This is a genomic window from Staphylococcus agnetis (assembly GCF_002901865.1).
Taxonomy (GTDB): domain Bacteria; phylum Bacillota; class Bacilli; order Staphylococcales; family Staphylococcaceae; genus Staphylococcus; species Staphylococcus agnetis.
In genome coordinates, this window is the sequence record NZ_PPQF01000011.1 from 1 (window position 1) to 22,759 (window position 22,759).

General features: G+C 39.3%; 20 protein-coding genes. 11 read left to right on the forward strand and 9 right to left on the reverse strand.

The annotated features are described in order from the left end of the window. Together deoB and CD172_RS02110 are read left to right on the forward strand one after the other, a co-directional pair. A partial coding sequence (gene deoB, locus CD172_RS02105; protein ID WP_103345324.1) for a phosphopentomutase occupies window positions 1-1,014 on the forward strand: 1,014 nt, incomplete at its 5' end. Window positions 1,015-1,290: 276 nt separating this feature from the next. Then, window positions 1,291-1,911 (forward strand): LysE family translocator, encoded by a 621-nt coding sequence (locus CD172_RS02110; RefSeq protein ID WP_103345325.1) that lies wholly within the window; start codon window positions 1,291-1,293, stop codon window positions 1,909-1,911. A 237-nt stretch (window positions 1,912-2,148) separates the two neighbouring features. Here CD172_RS02110 and glpT read toward each other — a convergent pair whose 3' ends face one another. The 8 genes from glpT to CD172_RS02150 all read right to left on the reverse strand — a co-directional run bounded on the left by glpT (window position 2,149) and on the right by CD172_RS02150 (window position 12,072). Continuing rightward, window positions 2,149-3,510 carry a glycerol-3-phosphate transporter gene (glpT, locus tag CD172_RS02115; protein ID WP_103345326.1) on the reverse strand — a complete coding sequence of 454 codons (1,362 nt, stop codon included), beginning with the start codon at window positions 3,508-3,510 and terminating at the stop codon, window positions 2,149-2,151. A gap of 636 nt (window positions 3,511-4,146) precedes the next feature. Next, the gene (gene cysC, locus CD172_RS02120; RefSeq protein ID WP_103345327.1) at window positions 4,147-4,755 is read right to left on the reverse strand and encodes an adenylyl-sulfate kinase; all 609 of its coding nucleotides are present in this window, start codon (window positions 4,753-4,755) and stop codon (window positions 4,147-4,149) included. A 15-nt stretch (window positions 4,756-4,770) separates the two neighbouring features. Beyond that, entirely contained in the window at window positions 4,771-5,946 is a 1,176-nt protein-coding gene (gene sat, locus CD172_RS02125; RefSeq protein WP_103345328.1) for a sulfate adenylyltransferase, read from the reverse strand. A gap of 14 nt (window positions 5,947-5,960) precedes the next feature. Then, window positions 5,961-6,857: a sulfite exporter TauE/SafE family protein gene (locus CD172_RS02130; RefSeq protein WP_103345329.1), complete on the reverse strand. Its 897-nt coding sequence runs from the start codon at window positions 6,855-6,857 to the stop codon at window positions 5,961-5,963. A gap of 37 nt (window positions 6,858-6,894) precedes the next feature. Beyond that, window positions 6,895-7,662 carry a uroporphyrinogen-III C-methyltransferase gene (gene cobA / locus CD172_RS02135; protein WP_103345330.1) on the reverse strand — a complete coding sequence of 256 codons (768 nt, stop codon included), beginning with the start codon at window positions 7,660-7,662 and terminating at the stop codon, window positions 6,895-6,897. 32 nt (window positions 7,663-7,694) lie between these two features. Next, window positions 7,695-9,425, reverse strand: coding sequence for an NADPH-dependent assimilatory sulfite reductase hemoprotein subunit (locus CD172_RS02140; RefSeq protein ID WP_103345331.1), 1,731 nt, complete (start codon window positions 9,423-9,425; stop codon window positions 7,695-7,697). Between the two features lie 24 nt (window positions 9,426-9,449). Continuing rightward, window positions 9,450-11,285, reverse strand: a complete 1,836-nt coding sequence (locus tag CD172_RS02145; protein ID WP_103345332.1) for an assimilatory sulfite reductase (NADPH) flavoprotein subunit — start codon at window positions 11,283-11,285, stop codon at window positions 9,450-9,452. Between the two features lie 61 nt (window positions 11,286-11,346). Further along, complete coding sequence (locus tag CD172_RS02150) at window positions 11,347-12,072, reverse strand: phosphoadenylyl-sulfate reductase (RefSeq protein WP_103345333.1); 726 nt, start codon at window positions 12,070-12,072, stop codon at window positions 11,347-11,349. A gap of 351 nt (window positions 12,073-12,423) precedes the next feature. Here CD172_RS02150 and dhaK point away from each other — a divergent pair, with 351 nt between their 5' ends. From dhaK to CD172_RS02170, 4 genes are all read left to right on the forward strand, one after another. Continuing rightward, window positions 12,424-13,392 carry a dihydroxyacetone kinase subunit DhaK gene (gene dhaK, locus CD172_RS02155; RefSeq protein ID WP_103345334.1) on the forward strand — a complete coding sequence of 323 codons (969 nt, stop codon included), beginning with the start codon at window positions 12,424-12,426 and terminating at the stop codon, window positions 13,390-13,392. Between the two features lie 13 nt (window positions 13,393-13,405). After that, a complete protein-coding gene (dhaL, locus tag CD172_RS02160) occupies window positions 13,406-13,981 on the forward strand; it encodes a dihydroxyacetone kinase subunit DhaL (protein WP_103345335.1) in 576 nt (191 codons plus the stop codon). 1 nt (window position 13,982) lies between these two features. Beyond that, window positions 13,983-14,348, forward strand: a complete 366-nt coding sequence (dhaM, locus tag CD172_RS02165; protein ID WP_103345336.1) for a dihydroxyacetone kinase phosphoryl donor subunit DhaM — start codon at window positions 13,983-13,985, stop codon at window positions 14,346-14,348. Between the two features lie 301 nt (window positions 14,349-14,649). Next, complete coding sequence (locus tag CD172_RS02170; protein ID WP_103345337.1) at window positions 14,650-15,891, forward strand: aminoacyltransferase; 1,242 nt, start codon at window positions 14,650-14,652, stop codon at window positions 15,889-15,891. 153 nt (window positions 15,892-16,044) lie between these two features. Here the strand turns inward: CD172_RS02170 and CD172_RS02175 are convergent, their stop codons facing one another. After that, entirely contained in the window at window positions 16,045-16,395 is a 351-nt protein-coding gene (locus CD172_RS02175; protein ID WP_060551855.1) for a zinc ribbon domain-containing protein YjdM, read from the reverse strand. A gap of 171 nt (window positions 16,396-16,566) precedes the next feature. On the opposite strand from CD172_RS02175, the gene CD172_RS02180 reads away from it, so the two are divergent. From CD172_RS02180 to CD172_RS02205, 5 genes are all read left to right on the forward strand, one after another. Next, the gene (locus CD172_RS02180) at window positions 16,567-17,946 is read left to right on the forward strand and encodes an NAD-dependent succinate-semialdehyde dehydrogenase (RefSeq protein WP_103345338.1); all 1,380 of its coding nucleotides are present in this window, start codon (window positions 16,567-16,569) and stop codon (window positions 17,944-17,946) included. Between the two features lie 324 nt (window positions 17,947-18,270). Continuing rightward, a complete protein-coding gene (locus tag CD172_RS02190; RefSeq protein ID WP_103345340.1) occupies window positions 18,271-18,585 on the forward strand; it encodes a hypothetical protein in 315 nt (104 codons plus the stop codon). 135 nt (window positions 18,586-18,720) lie between these two features. Further along, window positions 18,721-19,674 (forward strand): alpha/beta hydrolase, encoded by a 954-nt coding sequence (locus CD172_RS02195; protein WP_103345341.1) that lies wholly within the window; start codon window positions 18,721-18,723, stop codon window positions 19,672-19,674. Window positions 19,675-19,705: 31 nt separating this feature from the next. Further along, window positions 19,706-20,431, forward strand: coding sequence for a MerR family transcriptional regulator (locus CD172_RS02200; protein WP_157950622.1), 726 nt, complete (start codon window positions 19,706-19,708; stop codon window positions 20,429-20,431). A 218-nt stretch (window positions 20,432-20,649) separates the two neighbouring features. After that, the gene (locus tag CD172_RS02205) at window positions 20,650-22,611 is read left to right on the forward strand and encodes a fructose-specific PTS transporter subunit EIIC (RefSeq protein WP_103345343.1); all 1,962 of its coding nucleotides are present in this window, start codon (window positions 20,650-20,652) and stop codon (window positions 22,609-22,611) included. Window positions 22,612-22,759 lie beyond the last annotated feature (148 nt).

The window sequence follows — 22,759 nt, forward strand, 5'->3', positions numbered from 1 at the left end:
AACATTGATGACTTACCGGTCATCGACCGGGTAGACCATCCGATGGCGTACTATCATAAATTAAGCGAAGCGTCTGTCGGTAAGGATACGATGACTGGCCACTGGGAAATGATGGGCTTAAATATCATGCAGCCGTTTAAAGTGTACCCAGACGGTTTTCCAGAGGAACTCATTCAAGAGATTGAAGCGATGACAGGTCGTAAAGTGGTCGCAAACCGCCCAGCATCCGGTACACAAATTATCGATGAGTGGGGCGAACATCAAATGAAGACAGGAGACTTAATTGTCTATACGTCGGCAGACCCTGTGCTTCAAATCGCAGCACACGAAGATATCATTCCTTTAGAAGAACTGTATGACATTTGTGAAAAAGTGCGTGAACTCACAAAAGATCCGAAATATTTAATCGGTCGTATTATCGCACGCCCATACGTGGGTGAGCCAGGAAACTTTACGCGTACAAGTAACCGTCATGACTATGCGTTAAAACCATTTGGCGCGACGGTCATGAATGCTTTGAAAGATGACGGTTATGACGTTATTGCGATTGGTAAAATTAATGACATCTATGATGGCGAAGGGGTCACTGAAGCTGTCCGTACGAAAAGTAACATGGACGGCATGGACCAATTAATGAAAATCGTCCAAAAAGACTTTAAAGGTTTAAGCTTTTTAAACTTAGTCGATTTTGACGCATTATATGGTCATCGTCGTGACAAACCAGGTTACGCCCAAGCGATAAAAGATTTTGATGATCGCTTACCTGAACTATTTGGCCACATGCGTGAAGATGATTTATTAATCATTACAGCAGACCACGGCAACGACCCAACGGCAGAAGGTACAGACCATACACGCGAATATATTCCAGTGTTATGGTATAGTCCGAAATTTAAAGAAGGCCGTGCATTAGAAACTGATACAACGTTCAGTTCTATTGGCGCCACGATTGCGGATAACTTTGGTGTCAAAGCACCAGAGTATGGTCGCAGTTATTTAAATGAATTAAAGTAAAAGTCTATAATCAAATCGGACGAGTGAAAGGAATCTTACATTTCACCCGTCCGATTCTCTATAAATAAAAAGCGCAAACCTCTCAAATATTAAAAGTAACCAAACCCATAATAAGAAGTGAGGATGTCCTTGCAAAAGTTTTTATAGCAACTACATACATAATATGAAAATATTCATTTTAAGAGTGGGTTTTTAAATTGAAGAATGTTTCTTATTATGAGGAAAAGAAGAAACTGAATAAACGCTTATTTTACAGCTAAGAAAAGGGGTGTACTTATGGAAAATATACTCAATTTTTTGTTTATTTCTTTATTAATAATATTAATTCCTGGTCCTGACTTTTTTATAGTTATAAATCAAACTATGTCAGGAAGTACTAAAAATGGAGTGATGGCCAGCTTGGGCATATCAACGGCGCATGTAATGTATTCTTTTATAGCAGCTTTAGGATTAATTTTTATATTATCTAGTTCCTACTACGTATTCACAACAATAAAGATTTTAGGTGCAATGTATATCGCATACTTAGGCGTTAAAACCATAATGAATGCGAGAAAAAGTATACATATACCAAATGAAAGAAAATCACAGCATCAAACAAAGCTTTTTCTTTCCTTCAACCAAGGATTTATGAGTACAATGTTAAACCCTAAAGCGATTTTATTTTACATTAGTATATTACCTCAATTTGTCACTAAACAAGATGGCTCAATGAAAATTATACTTTTATCAGCTCTATTTATATCAATCGTATTTATATGGTTTGCGCTTTGTAGCTATGTATTCACGTATCTAAAAAAAGTGTTTAATAATCCTAAAGCCAAAGCGCTATTCGATTACATCGTCGGAGCTACGCTAATTGGATTAGCCTTCAAACTTTTAAACTTAAAAACTTAACTTCTTAAATAGTCTATAATCAAATCGGACGAGTGAAAGGAATCTTACATTTCACCCGTCCGATTTTTTATAAATAAAAAGCGCAAACATCTCTAATATTAAAAGTGACCAAACAAATAATAAAGGAGAGATGATGTGCCTATAAAATATAAACAATATTATTTATGTCCTAGCTTCTCCTGTTTGATTATTTTTTTAACATAACTTGCAACACAATGTCGTTTATTCAATCATGGGTTATGATTTTACGACTTCTTGACCGCGTTTATCCCATGTGAAAATGAAACTGATCATCGCAAGGATACTGATGACTGTTAATAAAATAAAGCCAGCATTCCATCCGAACGCATCTACGACAAGTCCCATAATAATGTTCGCCATCACCGCACCGCCAAGGTAACCGAATAAACCTGTTAACCCGGCTGCAGTTCCAGCCGCTTTTTTCGGAACGTAGTCTAAAGCTTGAAGCCCAATTAACATAACAGGACCGTAAATTAAGAAACCAATCGCAATCAATGCTAAGTTGTCAACGAGAGGGTTGCCTGCAGGGTTTAACCAGTACACAATGACCGCAATCGTCACGCCTAACATAAAGATAAAGCCCGCTGGACCACGACGACCTTTAAAAACTTTATCGGATAAATAACCACATAAAAGTGTGCCTGGGATACCTGCCCATTCATAAAGGAAATAGGCCCAACCTGAAGCTTTTAAATCAAAGTCTTTAGCCTCATTTAAAAATGTAGGCGCCCAGTCTAAAACGCCGTAGCGCACGAAATAAACAAAAATGTTCGCTACCGCAATCATCCATACCCATTTATTATTCAATACATATTTGAATAAAATTTCTTTCGTCGTCAATTCGACTTCTAATGTTTCATGTGAATGACTTGGATAATCGTTACGATGTTGTTCAATAGGAGGCAGACCCATCGATTGGGGCGTGTCTCGTACGAGTAAATAGGAAATGAACGCAATGATTAAGGCAATGAGCGCAGGATAAATAAATGCACCTTCGTAGCCTTTTAAATAACCGAAAGAGACGGTTCCTGTTAAAGTAATCCCCATCAACGCTATCGGTGCCATTAAACCACCACCGACATTGTGGGCAACGTTCCAAATGGCTGTTTTACTTCCACGTTCACTCACGCTGAACCAATGGACGAGGACACGACCTGAAGGCGGCCATCCCATTCCTTGGAACCAACCGTTTAAAAAGAGCATCACGAACATAATGAAAACACTCGACGTCAATGCAGGGATAAAGCCCATCATTAAGTTGACGAGGGCAGTGAGTACCAACCCGAGTGTTAAAAAGGTGCGTGCGTTACTCCTGTCACTGACGGTTCCCATAATAAATTTACTAAAGCCATAAGCGATAGAAATCGCTGACAATGCAAAACCTAGTTCTGCTTTACTGAAGCCTTCTTCAATCAAATCAGGCATGACGAGTGAAAAGTTTTTTCGTAATAAGTAATAACCTGCATAACCGAGAAATATCCCTAAGAAAACTTGAAATCTCAGCTTCTTGTATGTATCATCCACCTGCTCTGAGGGAAGGGGCTGAATATGTTTGGCAGGTTTTAAAAAGTTTGCCATAGTTTAACCTCCTGATGTCAAAAATAATATGGTTAGCAAATAAACTGTAAGCGTTTGCGCGTACTTTAATCATAGTGAGTGACAATATTAATGTCAATAAACTTTTTTGAAATAATTATTTATTTTTGCTCGGTTTTATTAGTGGGATTTTACATTGGGGAAGAAAAAATAATTAAGCATGTTATATTTAAAATAGAAGTACATAAAAAGAGTTTGAGATATAGAGAGTATTTAAATTTAGAAAGCCAAAAATATAGTGTTTTCAAATGACTCATATCTCCGCATTAAAAGTTTGTCTAGGTAGTATCATAGGAGGATTTAAAATTTAAAAGGGCTTGTAGTAGAGTTAGCTATAATAGAAAAGGAGTTGTAAAATGCTTATATTTTTGTATATTTTATTTTGTAGTCTTTTAGGTTATTTTTGATTGTTCTTTATAAGAAACATGAGTGAACATATTTATACTAAGAAAATTTATAGGTATTCGGCTCTTCTTTTTTATATCTATGTCTTATTTTACAGTAGGGTTAGGAGATTTCCTACTTAGGCCTACAAGCATAATAAATAATGAGAATCAATGAAGTAAAAATCATTTTACCTCATCGATTCTCTTTTTTTGCTTAAGTATTTTGTCTCAACTACGATTTTGGAATGTAGTCATGTGTTTCTAAATAGTTGAGTATTTGTAAAACGGCCTCTTCAATCGACGTTTCTTCTGTATCGATAACAATTTCAGGATGTTCGGGGGCCTCATAGGGAGCGCTAATACCGGTGAATTCAGGAATTTCACCTTTTCTTGCTTTTTGATATAACCCTTTTGGATCGCGTTTTTCGCAAGCTTCCACGGAGGCTTTTGTGTAAATTTCGATAAATTCTCCGTCTTCTACAATTTCTCGTGCGCGATCACGGTCCGCTTTATATGGAGAGATAAAGGCCGTAAGTGTGATTAACCCGGCATCTACCATTAATTTACTCACTTCAGCAATGCGACGAATATTTTCTTGGCGGTCTTCTGGACTAAATCCTAGGTTATTGTTTAATCCGTGGCGGACATTATCCCCGTCAAGACGATAGGTATTTAAGCCGCGTTCAAATAGTGCTTTTTCTAATGCGACAGAGATTGTAGATTTTCCTGACCCGGACAGGCCAGTAAACCATAGAATGGCGCTTTTATGGTTATGGCGTGCTTGGCGTTCAGCTTTTGTGATTTCTGAATCATGCCAAGTAATGTTTTGGGACTCAGACATATGAAACAGCTCCTCTTATTTGGATTCTCTTAAGCCTCTAATAAGTACTTCAGCAACTTCTGGACGTGAAAATTCTTTTGGTAAAGGTTCGCCGTTACGTAATTTTTCACGGACTTTCGTTCCACTGAGGTGAAGATGGTGTGAACTGTCGTGTGGACAAGTTTTGGCTGTTGCCATATTGCCACACGCTTTACAATAAAAGGCATGTTCAAATTTTAAAATTTGAATGCCAAGTTCCGCTTCAAATTGAGAGATGAATTCTTGCGCTTCATAAGTGCCGTAATAATCGCCCACCCCTGCATGGTCACGGCCGACAATAAAGTGTGTACAACCGTAGTTTTTACGTACAGTCGCATGGAGCACAGCTTCACGAGGACCTGCATAACGCATCGCGGCAGGGTAAATCACGAGACGTGCACGGTCTTCTGGATAGTAATTTTTTAAAATCACTTGATAGCTTTCCATACGGACATCTGCTGGAATGTCGTCTGATTTTGTTTCACCAACAAGAGGATTTAACAACAAGCCATCGACAATTTCAAGCGCTGATTTTTGAATGTATTCGTGTGCGCGATGGACAGGGTTACGTGTTTGGAAGCCGACCACGGTGTTCCAACCTAAATCTTGGAAGAGTTGACGTGTTTCTGAGGGATCGTAATGAAAATCAGTAAATGCATCATGTTTTGGACGATGGATTAAATGAATCGGTCCCGCTAAGTAAACGTCGCCTTTTTCAAAAACTTTTTTAACACCTGGATGTGCTTCTTCTGTTGTGCCATAAACGAGGCGAGCTTCTTTTTCTTTATTATAAGTGTATTTTTCTGTCAGTTCTAAAATACCGTATAATACGTTGTCTTCACCATAAAGCGCAATGTTTTGACCGATATCTAACGCATCAGCTTCTGTTTGTGTGACAGGTAATGTAATGGGAATACTCCAAACTAAGCCATTGTCTAGATGGACCTTTTCAATGACGTTAAGATAATCTTTTTCACCCATAAACCCTGTCAGTGGACTAAAACCACCGATACCGATCAATTCAAGATCGGATAAACTCCAAGTGTTTAAAGTCACTTTAGGAAGTGCTTCTGCCGTTTCTAACCAATGTTGGCGTTGTTGTGTTGAAACTTCACGGTTAATCAGTATTCCGCCGTGCGGTTCAATTGTTTGAATGCTTGTTTGATTTGACAATGAAAGTCCCTCCGTTAATTGAGATGGCTGTGACTTTGTTTTGAAAAGGCCATCTTTTTATTTTTTTGAATCATCCAGATGATAAGGATGATGAAGATAATAATAATCGCTAAACGACACAAGACAACGACATTTGAATTAAGGTGGAAATAGCCTAATAATGCATTGCTGTTCGTAAAAATAATTAGGCCGCTGACGCAAATTGCCAAAATGTTAACAGGTAAGATCTTAACAAGATAGGCCGCAATAGGCGCTGCGAGTACGCCTCCTATAGCAAGAGCAATTACTGTGTCCCAGTTAATATTGCCGAATCCTAAAAAGATGATGAAACTGATGGATGCGGACAATGTAACGAAAAATTCACTGGCAGAAACAGTCCCAATGACGTAACGGGGTTCTAATTTTTTAGTTGATAAGAGCATCGGTGTATTGACCGGGCCCCAACCGCCGCCGCCCATCGCATCTAATAAACCGGCGATGAAGCCTTGTGGGATAGTATAGCGTCGCTTCAAACGTTGGTTGAACTTTGATTCAGAAAGATGATTACGTTTAAATAAAAATTGATACAAGATGTAAATCCCCATTGAGAGTAAAAATAGGGCGATGTATGGACGAATTACTTCGCCATGAATATTTGACAAAAGTGCGGCCCCAATAAAGGCAGCGACGGCACCCGGCAACGCCAAACGCCACATGGTTGGTTTATGCACATTATCAAATTTCAAATGAGATGTACCTGAGACGAACGTTGTTGCGATTTGAGAAAAGTGTACCGTTGCTGAAGCAATCGCAGGGGTAATCCCAAACGTCAATAATATAGATGATGACGAAGCACCAAACCCCATGCCGAGCGAGCCATCAACGAGTTGGGCGACAAAGCCTGCGAGCGCAAAAATCAGTATTTTTTGCATCGATTTGACCTCCCTTTTGTCAAAATGGATTCCTTACTTATAACGGTTGGCGTAATGCGGTAAGAGAGACTTCTTGGAACCAACTGAGTTCCTCTCTTAAGCGCACCACTTCACCGACAATTATCATGGCCGGATTTTTAATATGTGCCGCGCGTTCGACAATGGTCGATAACGTCCCAACTTCTGTTTGTTGTTGTTCCGTTGTTCCGAGATGAACGAGCGCGACAGGGGTGTCGGCGGATTTGCCATGTCTTAACAATAACGCACATATGTCGGGTAGTTTTTTAACCCCCATATAAATGCATAATGTGTCAGAACCTTGTGCCAGATGTTGCCAATAGTTCTCTGTATTTACACCTTTTTGTGTCACGGCTGTCACGAATGTGACAGAAGAACTGTAATCACGATGCGTGACAGGAATGCCGGCGTAGGCTGGCGCGGCAATACCGGATGTGATGCCAGGCACAATCTCAAATGGAATGTGATGGTCATTTAAAATTTGTGCCTCTTCACCGCCGCGTCCGAAAACGAATGGGTCTCCGCCTTTGAGTCGGGTTACTGTGTAGCCTTTTTGTGCTAAAGTCACCATGAGTTGATTCGTCTCTTCTTGAGGCATGGCGTGACGATAAGGGTCTTTACCGCAGTACAAGTGTTTCGCCTTTGGTGACGCATAGGCTAATAATTGTTCATTAACGAGACGGTCGTATAAAATGACGTCTGCGTTTTCAATGGCTTTTAAGCCTTTTACTGTAATTAATTCGGGATCCCCCGGGCCTGCGCCTACAATGTTTACCTTTCCAGTCATATCCTCACGCCTTTCAAAGTGTTGTCATTATCTTAAGCTTGAACATTTTTATGAAAATCTTGGCCATCATGTGTTTTTTCAATTATGCCTGCTCGAATGACAAAATCACCAAAATGTTCGTTTTCTTGTTTTTCTTTACCGTATTGAAGTAAAATCGGACGTAAACTGTCTAAAATTTCAGTTTCACCAACATTTTCTTTATAGAGTTTGCTCAAGCGGTCACCTTTAAAGCCGCCGCCGAGATAAAGGTTATATTTACCAGGGCCTTTACCAATAAAGCCGATTTCAGCAAGGGCAGGGCGTGCACAACCGTTTGGACAACCCGTCATACGAATTGTAATGTCTTCTTCACGAAGACCTGCTTCATCTAAAATATCCTCGATTTTAGAAAGCAGTGAAGGCAAGTAACGTTCAGATTCAGCCATAGCAAGGCCGCATGTTGGAAATGCGACACAAGCCATAGAGTTACGACGGAGTCCTGTGTCACGTTGACCGTCAGAAATATCGAATTCTTCGATGATAGCTTCAATGGCAGGTTTATTTTCAGGTGTAATATTAGCAATCACTAAATTTTGGTTCGGCGACAAAATAAATTCACCGGTATGCACGTGCGCAATTTTTCTGAGTGCGGTTTTTAGTTTATAATCTTCAGTATCTTTGACGCGACCGTTCTGGATGAATAGCGTATAATGCCAATGGCCATTGCCTTCTGTCCAACCGTAACGGTCACCATTGTGGTCAAAATGGAAGTCACGTGCAGTTTCTATGCCATAGCCTAAACGTGTATGAAGTTCTTCAACAATTTTTTCGACGCCTAGTCGGTCAACTGTATATTTGAAGCGGGCTTGTTTTCGGTCTTGACGGTCACCGTAATCGCGTTGAATCGTCATGATTTTTTCGCAGACATCTACAATGTTTTCTTTCGCTACATAGCCTATCACTTTTCCAATTTGCGGGTAGGTACGCGTATCGCCATGCGTCATGCCCATGCCACCACCGATAACGATATTAAATCCCTTGAGCGCTTCTTCTTCAACAATGCCGATAAGACCAATGTCTTGTGAATAGACATCGATGTCATTGGAAGGGGGCACCGCAATACCGATTTTAAATTTACGTGGTAAATAGCGTTTACCGTAAATCGGTTCCACTTCTTCTTGCGTATCAACGACTTTTTCACCATCTAGCCAAATTTCATGATAAGCACCTGTCCGTGGGAGTAGATGATTACTCATTGCTATCGCATAGTCATTGATTTCTTTTTGGACTTGCGATTGGTAAGAGTTCGGATTACACATCACGTTACGGTTCACATCGCCACACGTCGCAATAGAATCAAGCACTGCTTTGTTAATGCTTTGCATTGAATGTTTTAAGTTACGTTTTAAAATGCCGTGAAATTGAAAGGCTTGGCGTGTTGTTAATTTCAACGTGCCATTGGCATATTGGTCGGCAATATCATCCATCGCAAGCCATTGTTCAGCCGTCGCTTTACCCCCGGGTACACGTACACGAATCATAAAGCTGTAGGCCGGTTCTAATTTTTGTTTACGGCGTTCATCGCGTAAATCTCTGTCATCTTGCATGTAGCTGCCGTGAAATTTGAGTAGTTTCGTGTCATCTTCTGAAATTGCCCCTGTTAATGGATCTTTGAGCCCTTCAGCAATCGTTCCGCGAAGATATTGACTACGGTATTTAATAAATTCCATTGCGTCTAACTTTTCATCCAATTCTTGCGCGATTTGTGCATGATCTTTAGCCATTGTCTTCATCCTTTCTATTGATGATTAATAAACGTCGCGTTGGTAACGTTTATCTTTTTTCATTTGTTTTAATATGTCCTCAGCTTCTTCTAGCGATATATGACGCATTCGAGAAATGACGTTTACAATGGTTTGGTGAACGTCATGAGCCATATGTTTTTCATCCCCACAAATGTAAATAGAGGCGCCGTCTTCTAGCCATTGATTGAACGTTGCCGCATTTTCTTGAATGCGGTGTTGCACGTACACTTTTTCCTCCGTATCACGTGAAAAGGCGACGTCCATTTTTTCTAAATAGCCATCTTTTAACCAAGATTGCCATTCCGTTTGATATAAGAAGTCGGTCGTAAAATGTTGTTCTCCGAAAAAGAGCCATGTATGACCTTTCCAGTCGCGTGCCTCACGGTCTTGTAAATGCGCTCTAAAAGGTGCTACACCTGTTCCAGGACCAATCATAATGACTTTCTGTTCAGGGTCTTTCGGGAATTTAAAATTCGGATTGTGTTTTAAATACACAGGGACCGTATCACCCGGTTGCAATCTTTCAGCGAAGTGAATCGAACATACGCCATGACGTTCGCGACCATGAGCTTCATAACGTACCGCACCGACAGTTAAGTGCACTTCGTCAGGTTCAAGTTCGTAACTGCTTGAAATAGAATATTCACGTGGTGGCAATTTGCGTAACACTTTATATAAATCTTCTGGTGCTAAATCTGTTGTCACGTAGTCATTAAGCAAGTCGATAAAATCTCGGCCTTCGATATAGGCACGTATTGCTTCTTTATCATCTGTGAGTGACGACAAGTCATCGTTACCAAAATGTGCCGCCGCATTTTGAATGAGGGGAACGGTCAATTTAGAAATTTCGAAATGGTGTGTTAAAGCTTCTTCAAGTGGAAGCGTGTCACCTTCTTCATTAATTTGTGTCGGTGTATCTTTTTCCCATCCGAGTGCTTCAATGAGTTGTGTCACCAATTGAGGTGCATTTTGTGGAAGAACCACTAAGCAATCCCCAGCTTCATAGCTTTCATTCATATCTTCAATAGATAGTTCAATGTGGCGCGTTTCTTTGTTTGAGCCACGACCATTTAGTGAGATATTTTCTAACACTTCTGCTTGAAAAGGATGCGTTTTAGAATGTTTTGTTTCGCTTTCTCTTTGAACAGTTTCACGTACGAGTGGTTGCGAAGGCGCGGTGCTACTCATTTGTTCGTCTAACGCACTAATCACATTCGTAATCCATTTTTCAGCATCTGCTTCGTAATCGACATCACAATCGACACGGTCGTATAAACGTGTGGCACCGAGCTCACTTAACTTAGCATCAAAGTCTTTGCCAGTTTGACAAAAATACTCATATGTAACATCCCCTAAGGCGAGGACGCTATAGCGTAAACCGTCAAGTTTAGGGGCTTTGCGACTATGTAAAAATTCATGAAGTTCTAAAGCGTTATCAGGGGGATCTCCTTCCCCTTGGGTAGAAGTCACGATGAGCACATCTTCTAACTTATTAAGTGTTTTCGGTTTGATTTCATCCATCGCTTTTTTCGTAATATCAAAATTGAGTGATTTTAAACGTGCTTCAAATAAATCCGCGAGATTTTCGGCATTACCTGTTTCAGAACCATATAGCAACGTTAAGGATCGCGCTACATTAGGAGAAGTGGCTTGAGCAGCTTCAACTGTGTTTACAGTTGTTACTTGAGTGGTGTCAACTGAACTTTGACTTTCAGTACTGGCGTGTGTCAAATAGCCACTCAACCAAATCTTTTGATCTGTTGTCAACGTGTCTAACACGGCATTCAATTGAGTCGCTTGTGCTTCTGTAAAAGGGCTATTTGTAACTTTTAATTTCAATGATTTCACCTCGATTAATACTCAAATGCATATCGGATTAATATGGATTATGATTAAAAAATTAAGGATGTGTCGTATGCAAACCACACTCCGTTTTCGTGGCGCCTTGCCAACGACCGGCACGTGAGTCTTGGCCTTTAAAAACAGAAGATGTACACGGCATGCATCCGATGCTCGGATAATTTTGGTCATGAAGTGTGTTATATGGAAGGTCATGAGTTTTAATGTAGTCCCAGACTTCATCTTCAGTCCAATAAATGAGCGGACATATTTTAATTGATCTGAAACGTTCATCTTTGTTAATAAAGTTCGTATGTGCGCGACTTTCGGATTGTGCACGGCGTAGTCCAGATATCCATGCTGTTGCGCCATTTAAAACTTCTTCTAAGGGTTTAATTTTACGGATATAACAACATTGGTTAGGGTCATGACGCCACAATGCGGGCTGATATTGATTGGCTTGCGCTTTCAACGAGAGGTTAGGTTTTTTCATTTTAATACGTAATTCGGGATAACGTGATGTCACGCGGTCAATGAGGTCGTAGGTTTCTTGAAAGTGTAAATCAGTATCTAAAAAAACGAGTTGCGCATCGGGTTTAACTTGAGAAATGAAATCAATCAACACCATACTTTCAGCCCCAAAGCTACAAGCATATACGAGATCATCTTGGTAGGTTGTATACGCCCATTTTAATAAAGGGAGCGCACCTTTCGTTGAATCGTCACCAAGTTCATCTATAAAAGGATCAGTTTGAAACGTCTCGTAATTGATAGGGTTTACCACCATATGATATGAACCTCCTTTTAAAACATAGTCAATAACTCGGAATATCATGGTACTAATGTACCGGTGTTAACGATTAAAGTCAACCTATTTTGTCGGAATTAAAAGTTATTATTTCTGAAAATACATGAAAAACCCCAGTAGAGTGGTATATGGGGCGTTTATTTTAAATTGAAAATAATGGGGCGAGCGGTGTATCGGCATGAAAGTAACTAACCAGCAATTAAACGTATAATTATTTTTAGAATATAGTAAAGGGTTTGGCGTGAGTTGACGTTTCGTTATGCGTTATAATAAATTTGGAAACATTAACAAAACAGGGAATCATTCGTTGTTCCCAATGAGGTGATCATTATGAAAAAACTGATTCAAGAGAAAACACATTTTTTACAAGACATGCTCGACGGTTTGAAAATCACCCACCCCGAATTAGATATAGTGGCGGATACCGTTGTTGTACGTCAGACTAAAAAACAATCGGGCGTCGCTTTAGTGTCAGGCGGTGGCAGCGGTCATGAACCGGCACATGCAGGATTTGTGGCAGAAGGGATGTTAGATGCTGCGGTATGTGGCGAGGTCTTCACATCTCCAACACCGGATAAAGTGCTTGAAGCGATTAAAGCTGTTGATAATGGTGATGGTGTATTGTTAATTGTTAAAAATTATGCTGGCGATGTGATGAACTTCGAAATGGCACAAGAAATGGCTGAAATGGAAGGGATTCAAGTTGAAACAGTGATTGTTCGCGATGATATTGCTATTGATGCTATAGACCAACGTCGTGGTGTAGCAGGAACAGTGCTTGTTCATAAATACGCTGGATATTTATCTGAAAGTGGTACAAACCTGACAGATATAAAAGCTAAAGTAGAAGCTTTTTTAGAAGGTGTGCGCTCTATTGGTATGGCGTTGACACCACCAGCTGTGCCAACAACAGGTCAGTATGGCTTTGATATAGAAGATACAGAAATGGAAATTGGAATCGGTATTCATGGCGAAAAAGGATTAGAACGTACGCATGTAGAACCGATTCAGGACATTGTGACACGCTTAATTGATAAATTAGAGACTGAAGTTGATGCAACAGATTTAATTGTAATGGTTAACGGTATGGGAGGCACGCCACTTTCTGAACTTAATATTGTGACGAAATATGTATCAGAGGTTTTTGAAGAAAAAGGAAAAACAGTGAAACGCTGGTTTATTGGTGATTATATGACATCTTTAGATATGCAAGGATTTTCACTTACGGTAGCGCCGTTTGATCAAGGCCTCGTGGAAGCGTTAAACGCACCAACTACGAGTCATTATTTTAATAATTAAGGAGGACATCAAGATGAATGCACAACAATTGAAAGCACGTTTACTTGATTTAGCAACAACATTTAAAAACGAAGAAGCGCATTTAACAGCATTAGACCGTGCTATCGGCGACGGTGACCACGGTGTAAATATGTTGCGTGGCTTTGAAGCTCTAAAAGATAAATTAGACGATCAATCAGTCGAAAGTATTTTAAAATCTACTGGAATGACATTAATGTCGAATATTGGCGGGGCTTCTGGTCCGCTTTATGGTTTTAGTTTCGTAAAGATGGCACAAGTTGCGAAAGATGACATTGATCATGAAGGTCTTGTAGCGCTATTAACGGCATTTTCAGAAGCGATTGCAGCACGTGGAAAAGTATCAGGCGGCGAAAAGACAATGTATGATGTGATACATCGAGCACAAAAAGCAGTGGAAAATGGTGAGACAGTGACACTTGAAACACTTCAAAGCTATGCGGATGATACGAAAGATTTAGTGGCAACAAAAGGGCGTGCCGCATACTTTAAAGAAGATTCTAAAGGCCATGTTGATCCGGGTGCTCAAAGTAGTGTCTATATCTTAAACGCGCTGATTGGAGAGGATTAAGATGACAAGTTTAATTATCGTAAGTCATAGTAAAAAAATTGCTGAAGGTACGAAAGAACTATTAGGTCAAATGTCTCCAGACGTGGATGTCATTGCAGTCGGTGGTGCAGATGGGGAGATTGGGACATCGTTTGATGCAATATCAGATGTGTTGGCGCAACTTGAAAACGATGCATTGTGTTTCTTTGATATTGGTTCAGCAGAAATGAATCTTGATATGGCGATTGAAATGTATGCAGGGCAATATCGCATTGAAAAAGTCTCGGCACCTATCGTGGAAGGGAGCTTCCTAGCGAGCGTATCCTTAACGACGAACGGTGACTTTGATCAAGCGATTGAAGCGGTAAAAGAAGAATTTGATAAATAATGATTGAGTGAAACGGGTTGTAGCAAGATGCAACCCGTTTTTTATGTGATACAAATATAAAAATTATCGTTCAGACTTTCTTGAAATAGTAGTGTGAAAACAAAAGGTTTAAAACGTATTCACTCCATTGGATGATTTACTATGCGAACATATTAATTATATTTATTATTCGAATGTCTCATAAATATATGTGTCATGTTAAGTTGTAAATGTTATAATATTGCAAAACGGTAAGGGGTTTGAACAACAAGGGAGATACTTTCATGCCGTAGGAAACATCAAAAGAAGGGACGTTTGAAAGATGCAATTTGTTACGTTAACGTCGGAAGAATTCGAAACATTTGCACAGGCGCATTTTTCACATTATACACAAACTGTGTCACATTATTTATTCCGAGAAAGACAAGGGGTCGCGCATCTAGTTGGTGTTAAAGATGATCAACAAAATATTATTGCAGCATGCTTATTAACAGAAGCACGATGCTTAAAGTTTTTTAAGTATTTTTACACGCAGCGTGGACCAATCATGGATTTTAATAACTTTACACTTGTGCAATTTTTCTATCATCATTTAACTACATATTTAAAAAAACAACGCTGTTTATATGTATTGACTGACCCGTATTGGTTAGAAAATATTAGAGATGCGAAAGGGAATATTATAAAATCTTATGATAACCAAGCACTCATTCAAGTGATGCATAAACTCGGTTATGAACATCAAGGCTATCCAGTAGGCTATTCAACTTCAAGTCAAATCCGGTGGTTGTCAGTCCTAGACTTAAAAGATAAGTCGATTGATGCATTACTCAAAGAAATGGGCTATCAAACACGACGTAACATTAAAAAGACATATGAAATGGGTGTCGAAGTCATGACGCTTCCATATGAAGAGACAGAACGTTTTTTCAAATTATTTCGTATGGCTGAAGAAAAACACGGCTTTAAGTTCCGTGATTTGGCATATTTCGAGCAGTTACAAGATATCTACGGTGAGCGCATCATGCTGAAGTTAGCTTATATTGATTTGAATAAGTTATTAACCGCGTATAAAGACAGTTTGGACGAATTAAATCAACAACTAACTGAAGTAGAAGCTGTTTTAGCAGAAAATAGTAATTCGAAAAAAACGAAAAACAAATATCAACAACTGCAACAACAGGTTGCGAGTCAACAAAAGAAAATTAAAGAGACACAAGCGCGTATCGCATCGGATGGTGAGGTGCTCGATTTAGCAGCCGCTGTCTATATTTATAATGACCATGAAGTATATTACCTTTCAAGTGGGTCAAACCCTAAATATAATGCGTATATGGGGGCATACCGCTTGCAATGGGAAATGATTCAATTTGCCAAAAATTATGGCATCGATCGCTATAATTTTTATGGGATTACAGGCGATTTCTCAGAGGATGCGGAAGATTACGGTGTGCAACGTTTTAAAGAGGGATTTAATGCACACGTTGAAGAGTTTATTGGTGATTTTATCAAACCAATTATGCCACTATGTTACCGCTTATATCAACTAATTAATCGATCTTAAACAAAGGTGATAATTCTGTTGATCTTGGCTGGTTAACAACATATATAGATTCAATGACGTGTATATTGACGTAAAATTATACGCCTTCAAAGTGCATCATTTAAGACTTTGAAGGCGTATTTATTGGAGTAAACTGAGCGACCGTTCGATGGATTAATTAATCTTTTTAACAACTTCTGATTTTAAGCCAATTTGACCAAAACCTGGAATTTTACAGTCGATATCATGTCCATCTTCAGGATCTACAAGTCGAATGTTTTTCACTTTTGTTCCTTGTTTAATTGTGCTAGACGCACCTTTCACTTTTAAGTCGCGAATGACCGCAACAGTGTCGCCATCTTTAAGTTCATTGCCATTGGCATCTCGGATGATCGCAGCTTCTTCTGCTTCAGCCACAGATTCTGGTGTCCATTCATGTGCGCACATCGGACAAACATACAAAGCGCCATCTTGGTATGTGTATTCTGATCCACAGCTAGGACAATTAGGTAACGCAGTTGTCATAATGATGACCTACTTTCTTAAATTTTAGTTTCTTTATTAATCTAGCATAGAATGGTGTAAATGTGTGTATCAATTTTTAGAAAATGTTACGATAAAATTATAATATTATGAAAATGATTTTTGTATTCGACGTCATCGCAATATAAAATCTAATAAGAAAAAGGTGATGAGATGGCAACATTAAACGTATTGAATCCATCGACAAATGAAATCGTAGACACGCTAGACTATACCCAAGAATCAGATATTAATGCGCAAATTGACAAAGCGCATCAAGCATTTTTCTCTTGGAGAAAAGTGGATGCGCATGAACGTTCACGTTTATTGTGGGCGTGGTCGTCTTTAATTAAACAACACAAAGATGAACTGGCACGTCTGATTACATTAGAGGGTGGAAAACCACTCAAAGAAGCACAAGGTGAAGTCGACTATGCGGTGTCTTATGTCGACTGGTATGCCGAAGAAGCCAAACGCACCTATGGACGTACAATACCAGCGCATACCTCAGATAAAAAGATCATTATTGATAAATTTCCAATTGGTGTTGTTGGTGCGATTACGCCGTGGAATTTTCCTGCGGCCATGATTACACGAAAAATGGCTCCAGCGTTAGCGGCCGGGTGTACCATTGTGTGTAAACCCGCTATTCAAACACCGCTCACGACGAAACGTCTCGTGGAACTCGCACATGATGCCGGAATTCCAAAAGATGCCATCAATTATATTGTCGCAAGTGGCAAAGATGCCGGACGGTTGTTTAATGAACATCCTCATATTAAAAAATTAACGTTTACAGGGTCAACACCAGTAGGGAAAAAGTTAATCGAACAAGCTGCAGCAACTGTGAAAAATGTCACGATGGAACTCGGTGGTTTAGCACCCATTATTGTGCATAAAGATGCGGACATTGAACTTGCAGTAGATCAAACCATTGCATCCAAGTTTAGAAATGCAGGACAAACGTGTATTTGTGCCAACCGCATTTATGTTCATGAAGTCATTGCGGAAGAATTTGAAACACAGCTCATCGAAAAAGTTCATGCGTTGAAAGTAGGAGACGGTTTCGACGCTACTGTTACAGTAGGCCCGTTAATCAATGAAGATGCGGTTGAGAAAGTGTTAGATCACATTGAAGATGCAGCGACACATGGTGGCACGTTATCACGCTCTTTAGATGACATTAAAATCGGAGGCAATTTCTTAAAGCCGGTAGTTATTACACATGCCAATCAACAGATGAAATGCATGCATGAAGAGACGTTTGGTCCGATTGCCCCAGTGATGCGCTATCAACATTTAGATGACGCGATTCAAATGGCCAACGATACTGAATTTGGCTTAGCTGCTTACTTCTTTACGAATGATTATCGAACAGGTCTCTATTTATATAATGAAATTGATTATGGTGTTATCGGTTGGAATGATGGTGCGCCATCAGCAGCGCACGCACCATTCGGTGGTATGAAAGAAAGTGGTTACGGGCGTGAAGGCGCGATAGAAGGTATTGAACCTTATTTAGAAACAAAATATTTATCAATTAACATTAAATAATTTGTATTCATAAGGAGTGTATACCGTGTTGAAGTTGATTGTATTTGTGCTGTTATTTTTAAATATTGCGTATATTACAATCGCATATCTTAAGAAAAAGGATGACATGATATTCAATATGAATTTCAACCAATTTTCAGAGGCGACACGCAATCGTGCGTGGACATATTGGTATATATACATCATTAAGGTAAATATTGGTTTGGGATTCCTATTTGCATCGATACTTTATCACGAATGGGTCTATAGTGTACTCACTTTCATATGTGCCATTATTGCTCTCTACGCATTTTATAAAATGAATCAACTAAAAAAGAAACGTAGGTGACCATCATAGATATCGCGAGTATTGTATCCATCATAATTATGATTTTTGTGGCAATATTGATACTCATTATTTATTTGAGAAAGTGTAATGCGCTCGTCGCAAATTTTGATATGTCTCAAATACCGAAAGCGCATGTTCAAACCGCATGGAATTTATGGCTCGTTGGCGCATTGAGTGTGTTAGTGGCTGGCATCATCACGATTTTATTACGTGTAGTATCTTCCAGTATATTCACCTTCGTGCCAATAGTCATTGGTGTCATCGTCATGACGATGTGCTTTATTAAAATTAACAAATATCGTAAACATTAATCGGATCCCTTTAATTGTTAAGAATGCCCGTAACAATTAGAGGGGTTTCTTTGTTTGTGAATCATTTCCATAACGCCTTTTTTTATTCTGGGCTATAATAAAAATGGATTAGAAAAAAGAAACGGTGAGCCAATTATGAAACAAAACACTTCAAAACAAGTGAAAAAAGAATATTTAACCATTAATCGTAAGCGACATGGAATAATCATGGAGTCAAGAGATTGGTCAAATCCTGTCTTGCTCATTATTCATGGCGGACCAGGGTTTCCGTTGTATCCTTTTATGAGTGCACACGATGTTGATTTAACACATCAATATACAGTTGTGTATTGGGATCAACCAGGTACAGGTATGTCGGGAATACGAACAGAGCCCACGATACAAGCGCTTGTTGAAGATGCCCATCAGTTGATTCAATATTTAACAACAACATTACACCAGTCAAAAATATATTTAATGTGTCATTCGTTTGGTACGATTATTGGCACACATCTTGCGCATCAGTATCCGCAATGTATTGCCACATATATTGGTGTAGGCCAGTTAGGACATGTCCTTAAAAATGAACACCGTATTTTAAACCAGATTAAAATGTTTGCGCACCAAGAAGGCGACCATGAGGGGTTACAACTGTTAGAAAAAGTACGATTAGACTATGATTTTCACACTAATAAATATTATCGTCTATTAAGAGATTGGTATACTGCGCGTTATAAATCTGGTTTTTCAAGCAGAGGGTATGGGCTGTTGAAAATGATTCAAGTTATTTTAAAAACCCCTCATTACAGAATACGCGAACGCTTGAATATTTTGCGAAGCGGTTTAGTTGGATCACCGCGCCTTTCTCAAGAAATGACGCGTACAAATTTATTAGATATTGCCCAGGAAATATGGGTACCGATTGTCATTATTCAAGGTGTACATGATATGCAGACAACGCTTGAAGAAAGCAGGATCTTTTTTGAGAAGTTAGGGTCTCGATATAAGCGTTATTACTACTTTCAAGACGCAGCGCATGCGCCTTTTGTCGATGAAACGGAAAAATTTTTATTTATTATGAAAGAAATTATTGACCCTCACGCGACGTGATACATTACATTCAAAGTATGGAGGTGACATGATGGCACGTTATTCTACCGGGGAACTTGCTAAATTATTTGGGATATCAGCACGCACGTTACAGTATTATGATGAAAAAAATATTTTGAAACCTGCCTTAACGAAAGATAATCAATATCGTGAATACACTGAAAAAGAAGTTCAAAAGTTGAAAGCGATACTTTTACTAAAAAAATTGGGATTTAAATTGAGTGCGATTGCAAAAATTGTTGAAGAACAGCATGCATTAAAAACTGTAAAAATGTTGCTAGATGACAATGTGGAACAGCTAGAACAAGACATCCAACAAAAACAAGCACAATTAAAGGAGATGAAAGCGATGAATAAAATGATTCATGACGACAGTATCTCTCCCATTTCAAAGCTCAAAGACATTGATGCCGTATTAAAATCAAACAGAGACTATCCATTTTTAACTTATAAAACGATAGGTATTGCAACAGGGGCGACGCTCATTGAATGGATGGCACATTATCAAAGTTACAAACATAAAAAAGTATGGCCATCAGTGCTAGGTATTACAAGCAGTATTGCCGCAGCAGCTTATATTACGCAAACCTATTACCATAGTGTAAGTTACATGTGTCCAAATTGTCATCACGTATTTAAACCTGATTTTAAAGCTTGGTTGTTAGCACCACATACACCCCGGACACGTAAACTCACATGTCCAGAGTGTGGCTTTAAAGGCTATTGTTTAGAAGTCGTAGACCATGAAAAAGTGTAGTGATTAAGAGGTGCCATCAAGGTACCTCTTTTTTATCTGCATTGTATTGTAAGGATAATGCGTATTACTTCTTTTAAAATTTAGGAATTCATGATTTATGTTGTGCCGCATCATAATGCATACTTTGATTTGTAAGCGCTTTTAATTTCGTATTGATTCCTAATATGTGCTGCTATATGATGAGTATGTATTTAAAATCATTGAATGGAAGTGTTGGTATGAAAATCGTAGCGGTGACGTCTTGTCCAAATGGAATCGCGCATACGTATATGGCGCAAGAGAAGTTAGAACAAGCTGCGCATGAATTAGGGATTGATATAAAAGTAGAGACGCAAGGTGGCGTTGGCGTCGAAAATCAGTTGACTGCAAAAGATATTGAAGAGGCAGATGGTGTCATTATCGCTGCTGATCGACAAGTGGATTTATCACGTTTTCATGGCAAGTTACTTATTAATGAAAATGTACGAGCAGGGATTCATCATCCGAAAGATTTAATCGAGCGTATTCAACAGAAAAAGGCTTCTGTTTATCATAGTGAAACGCAAGATGAAAATGCAAAACTTTCTAGTGATGAAAAACAAAAACATAAAGGTATTCAACATGTGTATCAACATTTAATGAACGGTGTATCTTTTATGGTCCCGTTTATCGTTGTAGGGGGATTGTTGATTGCGATTGCATTATCACTAGGCGGTGAAAAAACGGCAACGCAAGGGATTGTCATTCCTGATGATTCTTTTTGGAAGCCTTTTGAAAAAATAGGGGCGTTAGCGTTTAGTTTTATGGTACCCATTCTTGCAGGGTATATTGCGATGAGTATTGCGGATAAACCTGGACTCGTACCGGGTATGATTGGTGGCGCGATTGCTGCAGATGGTAGTTTTTATGGCAGTGATGCGGGCGCTGGATTTTTAGGCGGAATTGTCGCTGGTTTTCTTGCGGGTTACATTGCGAAATGGATAAAACAGGTGAAAGTACCTAAAGCGATGGCGCCTATTATGCCAATAATTATTATTCCAATTATATCGTCCATTATCGTGGGCCTCATTTTTATTTATGTGATTGGGGCGCCTATCGCTGGTATTTTTGCAGGTTTAACGGCTTGGCTTAAGGGCATGCAAGGGGCGAATATTGTGATTTTAGCGATGATCATTGGCGCCATGATTGCATTTGATATGGGTGGTCCAGTTAATAAAGTCGCATTTTTATTCGGCTCTGCTTTAATCGCTGAAGGCAATTATAGTGTCATGGGTATGGTTGCGGTTGCTGTGTGTACACCGCCAATTGGTCTGGGTATCGCAACTTTTATGAATCGCCGTAAATTCAACCATAACGAAATTGAAATGGGTAAAGCGTCGTTCACGATGGGGTTATTTGGCATTACTGAAGGTGCCATACCTTTTGCGGCGCAAGATCCATTACGTATCATTCCAGCAAATATTATCGGTGCGATGGTTGCAGCTGTGATTGCGGCACTTGGTGGTGTAGGAGACCGCGTTGCGCATGGCGGTCCTATTGTTGCGGTATTAGGTGGAATTGATAAAGTAGTGATATTCTTTATCGCGGTGATTATAGGTAGCCTTGTAACGGCAGCACTGGTGCTTGTATTGAAAAAGCGGTCACCGATTGTAGCGACTGCTGGTGGGCATGAAACATCGATTGAAGCTACTGAAAACACAAGGCATGCTGACGCGACAACAAATGACGCGACAACAAATACGGATGCATCACAAACGCAAATGATTCATAAAAACACAACAATGATTAAAACGCAACCGATGACGCGAGATGAGGCAATCGAACACATGGTTTCAAACTTGGACAAACATGGTTATGTTAAAGATAAAGCAACATTAACGCGAGATATCTTTGCGCGAGAAGCAGAATCTACTACTGCGCTCGGCATGAACATTGCGATGCCACATGCGAAATCAGCAGGTATTAAAGAACCAGTAGTGTCAGTCCTAAAAAATAACGCAGGCGTGATGTGGGAAAGTTTAGATGGCACTGTTCCTCAAATTGTTTTTCTAATTACAGTGCCAGAACATAGTCACGATATGCACTTAAAGACACTCCAAAACTTATCACGCCATTTAATGGATGACGCCAAACGTGAAGCGCTACTCCAAAGTGAAACAGAAAATGTCTTGTATCAACATATGATAGAGATTATGAAATAAATACGTATTAAATGGAAAATGACAACCTCTAACGTTCATTTAAAATGAATGTTGGAGGTTTTTTATTATGTTAATAAACGCCAAAAAAATAAATCGTCTGCCATTTTTTAATATCATTCCCAATAATACCTGTCTCTTATACACATCT